11 protein-coding genes are annotated in these 13,154 nt (G+C 68.6%); 6 read left to right on the forward strand and 5 right to left on the reverse strand.

From position 1 onward, the window contains the following. The first annotated feature begins 4 nt into the window (after window positions 1-4). The 4 genes from EDF57_RS22460 to EDF57_RS22475 are packed head-to-tail and all read left to right on the forward strand — an operon-like array spanning window position 5 to window position 3,542. Window positions 5-322: a 2Fe-2S iron-sulfur cluster-binding protein gene (locus tag EDF57_RS22460; protein WP_132268905.1), complete on the forward strand. Its 318-nt coding sequence runs from the start codon at window positions 5-7 to the stop codon at window positions 320-322. A 3-nt stretch (window positions 323-325) separates the two neighbouring features. Beyond that, the gene (gene pcaD / locus EDF57_RS22465) at window positions 326-1,096 is read left to right on the forward strand and encodes a 3-oxoadipate enol-lactonase (RefSeq protein WP_134095928.1); all 771 of its coding nucleotides are present in this window, start codon (window positions 326-328) and stop codon (window positions 1,094-1,096) included. Window positions 1,097-1,101: 5 nt separating this feature from the next. Next, window positions 1,102-2,304, forward strand: a complete 1,203-nt coding sequence (gene pcaF, locus EDF57_RS22470; protein WP_134095929.1) for a 3-oxoadipyl-CoA thiolase — start codon at window positions 1,102-1,104, stop codon at window positions 2,302-2,304. Window positions 2,305-2,306: 2 nt separating this feature from the next. Further along, window positions 2,307-3,542, forward strand: coding sequence for an FAD-dependent oxidoreductase (locus tag EDF57_RS22475; protein ID WP_134095930.1), 1,236 nt, complete (start codon window positions 2,307-2,309; stop codon window positions 3,540-3,542). A gap of 12 nt (window positions 3,543-3,554) precedes the next feature. Here the strand turns inward: EDF57_RS22475 and EDF57_RS22480 are convergent, their stop codons facing one another. Continuing rightward, window positions 3,555-5,273 carry a peptidase M61 gene (locus EDF57_RS22480; RefSeq protein ID WP_134095931.1) on the reverse strand — a complete coding sequence of 573 codons (1,719 nt, stop codon included), beginning with the start codon at window positions 5,271-5,273 and terminating at the stop codon, window positions 3,555-3,557. Between the two features lie 115 nt (window positions 5,274-5,388). Next, window positions 5,389-5,868 (reverse strand): Lrp/AsnC family transcriptional regulator, encoded by a 480-nt coding sequence (locus EDF57_RS22485; protein WP_243654400.1) that lies wholly within the window; start codon window positions 5,866-5,868, stop codon window positions 5,389-5,391. A 145-nt stretch (window positions 5,869-6,013) separates the two neighbouring features. Here EDF57_RS22485 and EDF57_RS22490 point away from each other — a divergent pair, with 145 nt between their 5' ends. Then, complete coding sequence (locus EDF57_RS22490) at window positions 6,014-6,994, forward strand: ornithine cyclodeaminase family protein (RefSeq protein WP_134095932.1); 981 nt, start codon at window positions 6,014-6,016, stop codon at window positions 6,992-6,994. After that, complete coding sequence (locus EDF57_RS22495; RefSeq protein WP_243841235.1) at window positions 6,991-9,081, forward strand: amidohydrolase family protein; 2,091 nt, start codon at window positions 6,991-6,993, stop codon at window positions 9,079-9,081. Before EDF57_RS22490 ends, EDF57_RS22495 begins: the two co-directional genes overlap by 4 nt. Window positions 9,082-9,132: 51 nt before the next feature. Here EDF57_RS22495 and EDF57_RS22500 read toward each other — a convergent pair whose 3' ends face one another. Genes EDF57_RS22500 through EDF57_RS22510 form a run of 3 tightly spaced genes read right to left on the reverse strand, consistent with a single transcriptional unit; the run spans window position 9,133 to window position 13,126 of the window. Beyond that, window positions 9,133-10,428, reverse strand: a complete 1,296-nt coding sequence (locus tag EDF57_RS22500) for an amino acid permease (RefSeq protein WP_134095933.1) — start codon at window positions 10,426-10,428, stop codon at window positions 9,133-9,135. Next, entirely contained in the window at window positions 10,425-11,960 is a 1,536-nt protein-coding gene (locus EDF57_RS22505; protein ID WP_134095934.1) for a septum formation initiator, read from the reverse strand. The genes EDF57_RS22500 and EDF57_RS22505 overlap by 4 nt, the downstream gene beginning before the upstream one ends. Beyond that, a complete protein-coding gene (locus EDF57_RS22510; protein WP_132268891.1) occupies window positions 11,957-13,126 on the reverse strand; it encodes a pyridoxal phosphate-dependent aminotransferase in 1,170 nt (389 codons plus the stop codon). The genes EDF57_RS22505 and EDF57_RS22510 overlap by 4 nt, the downstream gene beginning before the upstream one ends. Between the last annotated feature and the right edge of the window lie 28 nt (window positions 13,127-13,154).

Below are 13,154 nucleotides of genomic sequence, written 5' to 3' on the forward strand. Positions count from 1 at the left end.
TTCCGTGCCTAGACTGATCGTCGTCGACCGTTCGGGAGACGAAACCGCCATCCATGCCGAAGAGGGCCGCTCCGTGATGGAAGCGATCCGCGACAACGGCTTCGATGAACTGCTGGCGCTCTGCGGGGGCTGCTGCTCCTGCGCCACCTGCCACGTCTTCGTCGACGAGGACTGGACCGCCGCGACCGGAGCCATGTCCGAGGACGAGAACGACCTGCTCGATTCCTCCGACCATCGCGGCGCCCGGTCGCGCCTGTCGTGCCAGATCGCCATGACCGCCGCGCTCGACGGGCTGCGTGTCGCCATCGCCCCGGAGGATTGACCCATGGCCTTCACTCACGTTCCCGGCGCCAGCCTCTACTGGAAGCGCGACGGCCGCGACCACGCACCGGCACTGGTGCTGCTCAATTCCATCGGCACGGACATGGACTTGTGGGACGCGGTCCTGCCGCACTTGCAGGACCGTTTCGCGCTGCTGCGCATCGACACCCGCGGTCACGGCGCTTCGGTGGCCGAGCCGGGTGACTTCTCGATGGCACGACTGGCCGAAGACGTGCTGGCGGTGGCCGACGCCGCCGGGATCGCGCGCTTTTCGCCGGCGGGCGTGTCGCTGGGCGGCATGATCGGCATGGAACTGGCCCTGCGCGCGCCGCAGCGGATGGAAAAGCTGGTGCTCGTCTGCACTTCCGCCACAATGGACAGCGCCTCGTGGAACGACCGCATCGGCACCGTGCGCACCGAAGGCATGGCCGCCATCGCCGACCTCGCCATGGGCCGCTTCCTCTCGGACGCCGCCGCGCCCGCACTGTTTGAAAGCGTGCGCCGCCAGCTCCTCGGCATGGACCCGCAAGGCTACGCCGGTTGCGGCGCGGCGATCCGCGACATGGACCTGGGCCCGCGCATCCCCGCCATTGCCGCGCCCACGCTGGTCGTCACCGGCACGCGCGATAGCTCCACGCCGTTCGCCGGGCACGGCGAGCACCTCGTCCAGAGCATTCCCGGCGCGGCGCATGTCTCGCTCGAAGCTGCTCATCTTGCCCCCCTGGAAGCGCCCGGGGCGCTGGCAGGGGCACTCGCCTCGTTCCTGGAAAGCTGAAGATCATGGCCGAAGCCTTCATCTGCGACGCCGTGCGCACCCCCATCGGCAAGCTGAACGGCTCGCTTGCCGCCTTGCGCGCTGACGACCTTGCCGCGCTGCCGCTCAAGGCGCTGATGGCGCGCAACCCGGATGCCGACTGGGGCGCGATCGACGATGTGATCCTCGGCTGCGCCAACCAGGCGGGCGAGGACAACCGCAACCTGGCGCGCATGGCCGTGCTGCTGGCCGGGATGCCCGAAGGCGTGCCCGGCGTGACCGTCAACCGGCTGTGCGCCTCGGGCCTCAATGCGCTGGGCATGGCGGCGCAGGCGATCCGCGGCGGCGATGCGGACTTTCTCATTGCCGGGGGCGCCGAGAGCATGACCCGGGCGCCCTATGTCATGGGCAAGGCCGGCAGCGCTTTCGGCCGCGACCAGAAGATCGAGGACACCACGCTGGGCTGGCGCTTCGTCAATCCGGCGATGAAGGCAGCTTACGGCGTCGACACGATGCCGCAGACCGGCGAGAACGTGGCCGAGCAGTGGCAGGTGAGCCGCGAGGAGCAGGACCGTTTCGCCCTCGCCAGCCAGGAAAAGGCCGCGCGCGCGCAGGCCGATGGCCGCTTCGCCGCCGAGATCGTTCCGGTATCGGTCCCGCAGCGCAAGGGCGATCCGGTGATCTTCGCGCAGGACGAGCACCTCCGCGCCACCAGCCTCGAAGCGCTGGCGAAGCTGAAGCCGGTAGTGAAGGCGGACGGCACCGTGACGGCGGGCAATGCCTCGGGCCTCAACGACGGCGCGGCGGCCATGCTGGTGGCCAGCGCGGAGGCGGCGAAACGCCACGGCCTCGCCCCGCGCGCCCGCGTGGTCGGCATGGCGGCCGCGGGCATCGCCCCGCGCATCATGGGTGCAGGCCCGATCGAGGCGGCGCGCAAGGTGCTGGCGCGTCATGCGCTGGGCGTGGACGACCTTGACGTGATCGAGCTGAACGAGGCTTTCGCCAGCCAGGCCATCGCCACCTTGCGCGATCTCGGCATCGATCCCGGCGACCCGCGCGTCAATCCCAACGGCGGCGCCATCGCGCTGGGCCATCCCCTGGGCATGTCCGGCGCGCGTATCGCGCTTTCGGCGGTGGAGGAACTGCATCGCACCGGCGGCCGCTTTGCGCTGGCCTTCATGTGCATCGGCGTCGGGCAGGGCCTGGCCGTGCTGCTGGAGCGCGTGTGACCATGGCGGAGCGTGCAGACGTCGTTATCGTGGGAGCCGGGCACGGCGGTGCGCAATGCGCGATCGCCCTTCGCCAGAACGGTTTCGAGGGGACCATCACCGTCATCGGCCGCGAGCCGGAGCATCCTTACGAGCGGCCGCCGCTCTCCAAGGAATACTTCGCGCGCGAGAAGACCTTCGACCGTCTCTACATCCGCCCGCCGACGTTCTGGGCCGAGAAGGAGATCACCTTCAAGCTCGGCACCGAAGTGACCAAAGTCGATCCGGCGGCGCAGGAACTCGCGCTCTCGGACGGTGAGACTTACGGCTACGGCAAGCTGGTCTGGGCGACGGGCGGCGATCCGCGCCGGCTGTCGTGCTCGGGCGCGGATCTGGCAGGGGTCCATGCCGTGCGCACCCGCGAGGATTGCGACACGCTGATGGCCGAAATCGATGCGGGCACGAAGAACGTGGTCGTGATCGGCGGCGGTTACATCGGCCTCGAAGCGGCGGCAGTGCTCTCGAAGATGGGCCTCAAGGTCACGCTGCTGGAAGCGCTGCCGCGCGTGCTGGCGCGCGTGGCAGGGGAGCCGCTCTCGGAATTCTACCAAGGCGAGCACCGGACGCACGGCGTCGACCTGCGCACGGGCGTCGCGGTCGATTGCCTGGTGGGCGATGGCCACAAGGTCACCGGCGTGCAGCTTGCCGGCGGCGAAGTCCTGGGCGCCGAGGCGGTGATCGTGGGCATCGGCATCGTCCCGGCGGTCGGGCCGCTGATCCTGGCCGGCGCGGCCGGAGCCAACGGCGTGGACGTGGACGAATATTGCCGCACTTCGCTGCCGGACATCTATGCCATCGGCGACTGCGCGGCTTTCGCCTGCGACTTTGCGGGCGGCACGGTGATGCGCGTGGAATCGGTGCAGAACGCCAACGACATGGCGACGTGCGTGGCCAAGGCGATCTGCGGCGATGCCAAGCCCTACAAGGCGTTTCCGTGGTTCTGGTCCAACCAGTACGACTTGCGGCTGCAGACGGCGGGCATCAGCCTGGGCTTCGACCAGACCGTGATCCGCGGCAATCCCGAGGACCGCAGCTTCTCGGTGATCTACCTCAAGGAAGGCAAGGTCCTGGCACTCGACTGCGTGAACGCGGTCAAGGACTACGTCCAGGGCCGCAAGCTGGTGGAAGCGGGCGCCTTGCCGAATGTGGACCGCCTTGCCGATGCGGGTGTGCCGCTCAAGGAACTGCTCGCCGGGTGAGCGCCGCCGGGGCTACCGGGCGGCGCAGTCGGTGCCTGCCCGGGCCTGCCACTGGTAGGTGCCGGGCACCGTTTCGCCGCGCGGCAGGTAGGCGATGCGCAGATGCTGCCCGCCGCGCTCGACCTCCAGCGTGACTTCGGCTTTCTGGTCGCCCTGGAGAGCGTCCTGCGGGAAGCGGTTGAGAATGCGGTCGCCATTGCGCAATCCCGCCGCTTCGGCGTTGGAACCCGGCTTGAGCCCCGCCACGATCCGGTCCTTGTTGACGAGGATCATCGGATCGAAGCCGAGATCGAAGCGTTTCATCGGGCGCGTCACGCGTTCGAAGCAGGGACCGAAGGCATCGGAAGGCGGCAAAACCGTGCCGCCTGCCAGCATGGCGTCGAAATCGGCCAGCCCCCGCGCGCCGAGTTCCTGGCCGAGCAGTCTCTTCCAGAGCGCCAGGTCCATCGGCCGGCCTGCGCGCCGCTCCGCCAGCATGTGGCGGACGAGATCGTCCAGCGAGCGCTTGCCCTGCGAGGCGGCGCGTATCTGCGCGTCCACCGAGGCGAAATAGAGCGAGCCGCGATCGTAAGGCAGCACGCGGATGCGCGTGTCCTTCCAGAAGCCTTCGGCGATCTGCGCGTTCGGCGTGGCGATCAGGGCATTGGTGTAATAGCGGCCCGCCGTGGAGTTGAGATCGTCGAGGAAGGCTTGCGAAGAGATCAGCCCGGCGCGGAAGGGCAGGATGCGCTGGTAGTGGACGGCCAGCCCTTCGCCGAACCAGGAAAGCCCCAGCCCGCCGGGCGCATCCATGGAATCGCTGAGCGAATTGATCCAGGCGTGGACCATCTCGTGCGCCAGCAGGCCTTCGAGATCGGCGATCGGGGTCTTTTCGCTGAACGTGAAGGCGAAGCTGTCGGTCAGGCCGATGCCGCTGCCGGGATTGACGTGGTTGGTCCGCGCGAAGACGCCGAAGCTGGCGGGGCGCTGGTCGAAGAACGTGCCGTAGAAGGCCTGGAGCCGGGCGGCCCAGTCCATCAGGTCCGGTCCGTTGAACCCGAAACGGCCCTGCCAGGTGCCGAAGAACGTGCCCTTGGCATATGTGCCGACCTGCCCGGCCATGTAGTAGCCGCCGGCGATCTGGTCCGAGCGCAGGGGACGGCCGCTGCGGCTGTCGCCCACGCCGATGCTGGAAACGCCGCGCGCGTCCTTGCCGGCGCGCGCGAGGTCCCAGTGCACGACGAGGTCGCGCGGCAGGGTGTCGGCAGGGAGGACGAGGAAGGCGTTGCCCGCGCCGGACAGGCCGCCGTCGCTGGCGCGCAGTTCGTACTGCGGCTTGGCCTGTTCCGGCTGCGCCGGATCGATCGCCAGCCGGTAGGAGACGGTGACCGCACCCTCGACCGGGCGCAGCGGTTTCCACGTCCGGTCCCGGTTGTCGCCGTCCCTGGCCGCGTCCTGCGCTTCCACGGGCAGGGCGCCCTTCGCATCGGAAAAGGCCAGCGCTTCCATATGGCCGGCAGACGTCTCGACGGTGTTCGCGGTGAGGGCGATCGCGGCCAGGGCATCGCCTTGCGGCGGGGCCTCGAAACGGATCGCGACATCCATGCGGGTAAGCGCGCCCCGGGGATCGGCGACGGGCGCGAGGGTAATCGAGAGATCGGGCGCATCGTCTGCCCGCGCCGCCGCGAAAGGCGCGGATGCGATGAGGACGGCGGGAAGCGCGGCGATGAAGGCGATGCGATGCGAGGTCATGGCACGAGGCTAACAGTCCGTTCCGAAGGATAATGTGCAAAGAGCATGGCGCCGGCCCGCCGGCGCGCATGAAATATGCTCGTCGCTGCGATCGGCGGCGGGCTCCGCCTTGCGGTCAGCCCGGCAGCGAGGGCAGCGGCAGCCGGTGCGTGCACTTCAGTTCGGACAGGGTGGCGGTGGAACGCACGTCCTCCACGCCGGGCAGGCGCAGCAGCGTGCGGAACGTGAAGTTCTGGTACCAGGCGATGTTCGGCGCGAGGACCTTGAGCATCACGTCCATCTCCCCGAACAGCGTATAGGCTTCCAGGATTTCCGGCGTGGCCTCCACCGCGTGGACGAAGCGGTCGCGGTCCTCGTCGGACAGGCGGGACATCTTGAGCTGGGCGAAGATGAACATGCTCTCGCCGAACTTCTCGCGGTCGAGAACGGCCACGGTATGGCGCACGTAGCCCTCCTCCTTCAGCCGCTGCATCCGGCGCCAGCAGGGCGATTGCGACAGCCCCACGCGGTCGGCGATTTCGCTGGAGGATTCCGAGGCGTCGATCTGGAGGCGATCGAGGATCTTCATGTCGAGCCGGTCAAGTTCGGCGGGCAAGATTATGCTCCCTGTTATGGTTTGTTGGTTTGAACATGCCACGCAAAACCGATCGAGCGCAATAAAGGCGGAGATATTTCCAGGCACGGCGCTATCACTGATGCTCGACGCAAACCGATAATCGGCAACAGGGACGGGTCATTCTATGAAACGAGGCGAACTGGCGATCTTCGATGCGGAGGACGTGCGCGCGCTGCTCGACTATCCCTCTTGCATCGCGGTTGTTCGAGAGGCGATGAAGGCGCTGTCGTTGGGAGAAACCCGCCAGTTGCTGCGCACCATGATCCACATGGGAGAAGGGCGGACTTTCGGGCTGATGCCGGGAGCGCTGTCCGAACAGGGGATGTTCGGCGCCAAGCTCATCAGCGTCTTCGCGGAGCCCGGCAATCCCGGCGTGCGCCGCCATCGCGGGGTGGTGACGTTGTTCGAACCCGTGGAAGGCCGCCCCGTCTGCGTGGCCGATGCCGAGGAGATCACGCATATCCGCACGGCCGCCGCCACCGCCGTCGCCACGGCGGCGCTGGCGCGGGACGATGCCGAAGTGCTGTTGCTGATGGGCACGGGCGGGCAGGTCCATTCGCACCTCGAAGCCCTGCCGTTGGTCCACCGCTTTTCGCGCATCCTGATCTGGGGACGCGATCCGGCCAGGGCGCAGGACGTGGTCGACGCCTGGAAGGACCGCCTGCCGGTGGAAGTGGCGCTGGACGCGCAAGCGGCGGCGGGCGAGGCGGACGTCATCTGCACGCTCACCGGTGCGCGCCAGCCGATCCTGCTGGGCGCCTGGCTGCGACCGGGCACGCACGTCAACGTCGTCGGCTCCAGCGGACCGGGGCCGGTGGAAGTGGACAATGCGCTGGTCGTCGCCTCTCGCTTCATTGCCGACAGCAAGGCCTCCGCCCGCGATGCCGCCGCCGAGTTCCTGGTGGCGAAAGAAGCCGGCCTGGTGGACGACGCGCATATTGTCGCAGAGATCGGCGAAGTCCTGCTGGGCCAGGTGGCCGGGCGCCGCAACGCCGAGGACATCACCGTCTACAAGTCGCTCGGCCATGCGGTGCAGGACCTGGCATCGGCCGCCCATCTCTACGAAGCACACAGCCACAAGATCCACGGAACCCAGAACCGATGACGATGAGACCGACCGCCGGCCTGCGCTGGCTCGCCTGTTCCGCCCTGGCGCTTTCGGCCGCCGCGCTCCATGCCGAGACCCAGCGCTTCGCGGTGATCGACAATGGCGAGAACGTCGGCCATGTCCTGGCCGATATCGAGGGCGATACCGTCTCGATCGACCACGACGTCAAGAGCAACGGCCGCGGCCCGACGATGCACGAGACGATCGTGCTGGGCGCCCAGGGGCTGCCCACGAGCTGGACCCTGCAAGGCACGTCGACGTTCGGCAACAAGGTGGACGAGCAGTTCACGGCCAAAGGCAAGCGGCTGTCCTGGGTCGACACCACCGGCAAGGGCGCGATGGCGGCCAGGGTGCCCACGCTTTACGTCGCGCAGGAGGGCAGCCCGTTCTCGCTCGGCCTCTATGCCCGCGCGCTGCTGGCCGATGCCGATCATGTGCTCGCAGCGGCACCGGGGGGAACGCTCTCGCTGGAGGAAGAAGCGCCGGTCACGCTGGGCGGCACGGCCTATCGCGCGTTCCTGGTCAAGGGCATCGGCCTGACCCCCAGCGCGATCCTGCTCGACGACAAGGGCGCGCTCGTCGCGGCCTATTCGCCCACGAATGCCACGGTGCGCGAGGACCTTTCCTCGTTCGCCGGGGACCTGGCGAAGATCGCCGCCGTGCGTTCGGCCGAGCGCTTCGCCGCGATCCAGAAGAAGGTCGCGCATACGTATACCGCACCGATCCGCATCCGCGACGTGCGCGTCTTCGACCCGGCGAGCGGCAAGATCGGCGATCCGGTCTCGGTGGTGGTCTTCGGGGATCGCATCGCCTCGGTGGAGCCGCTGGACAGCCCTGCCTCACCCGGCGAGGCGACCGTGGAGGGTGCGGGCCGCGTGGTCATTCCCGGCCTGCACGACATGCATGCCCACGTCTCGCTGCAGTCCGCCCTGCTCTACATCGCCTCGGGCGTGACCAGCGTGCGCGACATGGGCAACGAGAACGCCTTCCTGATCGACCTGACGCACCGCATCGATGCGGGCGAAGTGGCCGGGCCGCGCATCGTGCGCAACGGCTTCCTGGAAGGACGCAGCCCCTACAGCTCGCGCAACGGCTTCATCGCGGGCAGCGAGGCGGAAGCGCTGGACGCGGTGCGCTGGTACGGCGCGCGCGGCTATTGGCAGGTGAAGATCTACAACAGCTTCAATCCCGCATGGGTGCCCGGCGTGGTCCGGGAGGCGAAGCGCCTGGGCATGGGCGTGACCGGGCACATCCCGGCCTTCACCAATGCCGATGCCATGATCGCGGCGGGCTATGACGAAGTGACTCATATCAACCAGCTCATGCTGGGCTGGGTGCTCGATCCCAGGGAAGACACCCGCACGCCGCTGCGCCTCACGGCCATGCGCCGGACGGCGGGGCTGGACCTTGCCTCTCCGCGCGTCGCCGCCACGCTCGATACGATGCAGGCGAAGCACATCGCGCTCGACCCCACGGCGGTGACGCTGGAACTGCTGATGATGAGCCGCGATGGCAGGATCAGCCCGGCGGTGGCGGGCTATTTCGATCACTTGCCGGTGGGCGTGCAGCGCAATCGCCGCCAGGGCATCGCCCCGATCAAGACGCCCGAAGATGCCGCCGGTTACGACGGCGCCTTCGTGACGATCAAGGCGCTGCTGCTGGACATGTACAAGCGCGGCATCACGCTCCTGCCCGGAACCGACGACGGCACCGGCCTGTCGGTCCACCGCGAATTGCAGATCTATGCCGAGGCCGGGCTGCCCACAGCCGAAGTGCTGAAGATCGGCACGCTTGGCCCCGAGCGCTACATGCACCGCGACCAGTCCTACGGCTCGGTCGAGAAGGGCAAGTATGCCGACTTCGTGCTGCTGGACGGCAATCCGCTGGAAGACCTGTCGGCGATCCATCGCATGGCGATGGTGGTGAAGGGCGGGACGGTCTACTTCCCTTCGGAAATCTGGCGCGAGGTGGGGGTGAAGCCCTTTGCCGAGGCGCCCCGGATCGTGGCGCCCGTGGCCGAGGCGAAGCCGGTGGCGCTGACCAATGGATCGGGCGCCGAAGCCCACGAGGACCTCGCGTTCTGAGCCGGTAGAGGGCGCGGGCAGGGGCCGATAGGCCGCCTGCCCGCGCCTTCCTCAACGTTCCCGGCGGGCGAAATACCAGATCGCGCCGATGCCGCCCCAGACCAGCAGCAGCACGTAGGGCCGCCAGTCCGCCTCGAGGCCCACGGCGATCAGGCCGAGCGCGCAGACCGCGCCGGCCAGGCCCAGGACCACCATCGTCCGGCGCGCCGGCCTGAAGCCCGCGCCTTCGTGAAGCTGCGGGTGGCCATGGGCGACGCGGGCGGCGGAAAGGCAGATGCTGCCGTATTTCACCAGGTTCGGGATGTTCACGGCCAGGAACAGGAACGTCAGCTCCATCGGCATCAGCAGTCCCACGCAGCCGATGCCGAAGACGGCGAACAGGGCCATGTGCGGAACGTGCGAGCGGGGATGCACGCGGGCGATGATCCGCGGCAGCACGCCCGCCTCGGCCATGGCGAAGAGGCTGCGGCTGAACATCGTGAAGATCGCGTTGAGGCTGGTGCCGATCGCGGCGACGGCGGCCAGCATGATCACCGGCACGGCCAGGGGCCCCATGAAGCGTTTGGCCGTGTCGAGGATCGGCGCCTCGCTGCCGGCCAGGGCTTCCGGCCCGAGCACGGTGAGCGCCACGAAGGCGACGGCCACGTAGAGCACCGTGGCCGAGCCGATGGCGAGCGCGATGCCGGCCGGGATGTTGCGGCGGCTGTTCGCCACTTCGCCGCCGGCTTCGGTCGCGGCCTCGATACCGAAGAACAGGCCCATCAGCAGCGGCGCGGCGGCGAGCGCGCCGTGGAAGCCCTTTGGCAGGAACGGTTCCAGCCGCGCCGGTTCCGACGCGGTGAAGCCGCCCCAGGCCACGAACAGGCCGAACAGCACGATCAGTGCGGCCACCATCGCCGTCTGCGCGCGGGCGGCGACATGGACGCCCACGAGGTTCGCCAGCAGCGCCAATACCAGCACCGCGAACATCGTCGGCTTGACCGGCAGCGGCACCAGCATCGAGACATAGCGCACCAGCACCAGCGCCAGCACGACCATGGCGCCCATGTTGGCGATGATGCGCATCCAGGCGATGAAGAAGCCCAGGGTGGGATGAAGATAGCGGGAAGGCCATACGAAGCTGGCGCCCGATACCGGATCGGCCGATCCGAGATAGGCATAGCTGACGGCGATCAGGTACATCGGCAGCGCCGCGATCACGACCGAGAGCAGCATGCCCGGCCCGGCCAGCCCGGTGGCGGGGGATACGGCGGAGAAGATCGACACGCCCACCGCCGTCCCCAGGCCGAGCGAGACGACGCCCCAGAGACCGATGCCCTTGCGCAGGGCCTGTTCCGCGTCGCTCACTTGCGCGCCCCCCGGCAGCCGTCGGCCGCGATGAATTCGGCAAGGTCGGACTGGAACCGCGCACGGCTGCCGTCATCGGAGTAGAAGACGTGGCCGCCGACGTAGCGGGCGTTGCGATAGCGCTCGCGGGGCAGGCTGGACTGCGCGAAAAGGTAGTCGGCCGCGCCGATGGTGGTGGTGGTGTCGTAGATCCCGGTGCCGACGAACAGGCGCAGGCAGGCGTTGCTGGCGGCGTGGCGCTCCACGGTGGCCATGAACGGCCAGTCCGCGAAAGGCGAATCCTCGGCGCCGTAGCTCCAGCTTCCCTCGAAGCGCGCGATCACCTTGTAGGCATCGGCGCCCGGCGCCTTGAGCGTGCCGGCCAGATAGTCCTTCATCGCCTGGCCGAAAGCCTCGGAGATCGACGAGGACGGATCGCCGGGCATCATTGTCGTGACGTTGTCGGGCCGGTCGGCCAGGTAGCGCGCGTCGTAGCGACCCATGACCTTGCCTTGCGCGCGCAGGAGTTCGACGCGGAAGTGCTCCTTGGAGATGCGCAAGTCGTTGGCGAGGTAGAACCCGGCGGGAATGCCGGTGAGTTCGGCCAGCCGCGCGGCCAGGCGTTCACGCCCGGCCTGCGGCAGGTCGCGGCCAAGGTAGAGCGCGGGCAGGTATTCCTCGCGGGCGAAGCGGGCGGCCTGCGCCGTCACGCTTTCGGGCGTGCAGGGGGCCTTCACCATGCCGTGATAGCAGGCGATGGCGGCCAGCGTCGGCAGCGACACCGCATAAGTCACCACGTTGTCGGGCCGCTGCGAGGTCTCGATCATGTTGAGCGCCTGGCCCAGCAGGACCACCCCGCGCACGTTCTTCCCAAGGCCCTGCCGGTCCAGCGCATCGAGCATGGCCACGGCGCGGATCGTGCCGTAGCTCTCGCCCAGGATATAGACCGGCGCCCCCAGGCGGTCATGGCCGCGCAGCCATTGCCGCACGAGGTCGGCGGCGGCGTTGGCATCGCCCTCCACGGTGTTGTAGGGCGCCGCGGCTGCCCCTTCCGGGCGGCTGGAAAAGCCGGTTCCGGGCGGATCGATGAACACTACGTCGGCGAGGTCGTAGAGCTTTGCGGGGCCGGGGCCGCTGCGGCCGGGGCGGGCATCGCGGCTCGCCGGGTCCTGCGGGACATGGGCGAGCACGGGGCCAAGCAGCCCCATGTGCAGATAGGCGGCAGAGGCGCCGGGGCCGCCGTTGAAGGCGAAGATCACCGGCCTCTCGGCCGAACGGGCGACCTTGCGCGAATAGGAGAGGTAGCCGGCCGTGGCCGCGGAACTGTCCGCGCCGGCTGAAACAGGGACAAGTCCCAGCTCGGCGCGGACAGGATGCGCGGGATCGGGTTGCGATACCCGCGCATCGATGAGGACCCGTTCGGCCGGCGGCGCGGCCGCGAGCGTCGGAAGGGGTCCGGCAGACGCCGCTGACAGTGCGATCCCCGTCAGCACCGAAAGGCGCAGCGGAGACTTCTTTTTGCGACCGAAGGGCTGCGGCGGCGTGAACTTCATGGCGTTTCCAGCTGCTTGTTATGTTCCCGATAGGTGATGAGGCCGTCGGTCAGGGCCTGAAGCCCGTAATCGAGGCGCGACGGCTCCATGGCGAAGCCGAGGCGGACATGTCCGGGCGCGCCGAAATATTCCCCCGGCGCCACCAGTACGCCGCAGCGATCGGAAAGCCAGCCGGAGAAGCGCTCGGTATCCCCGATCCCGACAAGGCGGGGGAAGGCGATGCAGCCGCTTTCCGGCAGTTCGCCCTCGGCCAGGCCCTCGGCCAGCCAGTAGGCATGGTAGGATTCGATGATCGGCCGCGCCTTGGCCAGCACGGAGAACGTATTGTCCAGAAACCGCGCGGGATGCTCGACGATGAGCGCGGACACTGCGTGGGCGAGGTTCGAGATCGCGAAGTCCACTTCCTGCGCCAGTTCGCGCACGGGATTGACCACGCTCTCGTCCCCGACGATCCAGCCGCAGCGCAAGGTGCTGAGACCGAAGATCTTCGTCAGGCTGTTGACCGAGACCAGCCGCGGCGAGGCGCCGAGCGAGGCGGCCGGGCGGATCCGCGTTCCGGCGTAAGGCGCATAGACTTCATCCACCACGACGAGGAGGTCGTGCCGCTCGGCGATCTCTCCCAGCGCGGCGATCGTGGCATCGTCCACCGCCATGCCCGAAGGGTTGTGCAGGTTGGAGATCACGATCATCCGCGTCTCCGGTCGCAGGCCGGCCTCGACCGCGCCCGGATCGATGGCGAAGCGCGGTGCCGGGCGCTCGAAGGTGTCCACCGCGATGCCGCTGGCCTGGGCCAGGTTGCCGAACAGTTCGAAGCTGGGGTTCTCCACCAGCACGCGGTCGCCCGGCGAAAGCAGCGCGCGGTAGATCAGGGACAGCGCCCCCGTGGCGCCGGTGGTCGTCAGCACCTGTTCCTCGCGCACGCCGTAGTCCCGCGCCAGCGCGGCCACGAGGTAGGGATTGCCCTTCACGAAAGTGCTGGCGTAGCGCGAGGTCATGCCCGCCTCGAAGCCTTCGAGCAGCACGTCGCGCAGCAGGTCGCGCGGCTCGGGGACCGAGCTTTCGAACAGGCTGACGAGGAGGCTGCGGGAATTGCTGTTCCGGATGATCGAGCGCCTGACCCATTGGGCGTAGGACTGCGAAGTCTGGTCGTCTGGGCGGGAAGCCATTGTCTCGTATCTGCCGGGTAATGCCGAG

It is taken from the genome of Novosphingobium sp. PhB55 (genome assembly GCF_004368805.1).
GTDB lineage: Bacteria > Pseudomonadota > Alphaproteobacteria > Sphingomonadales > Sphingomonadaceae > Novosphingobium.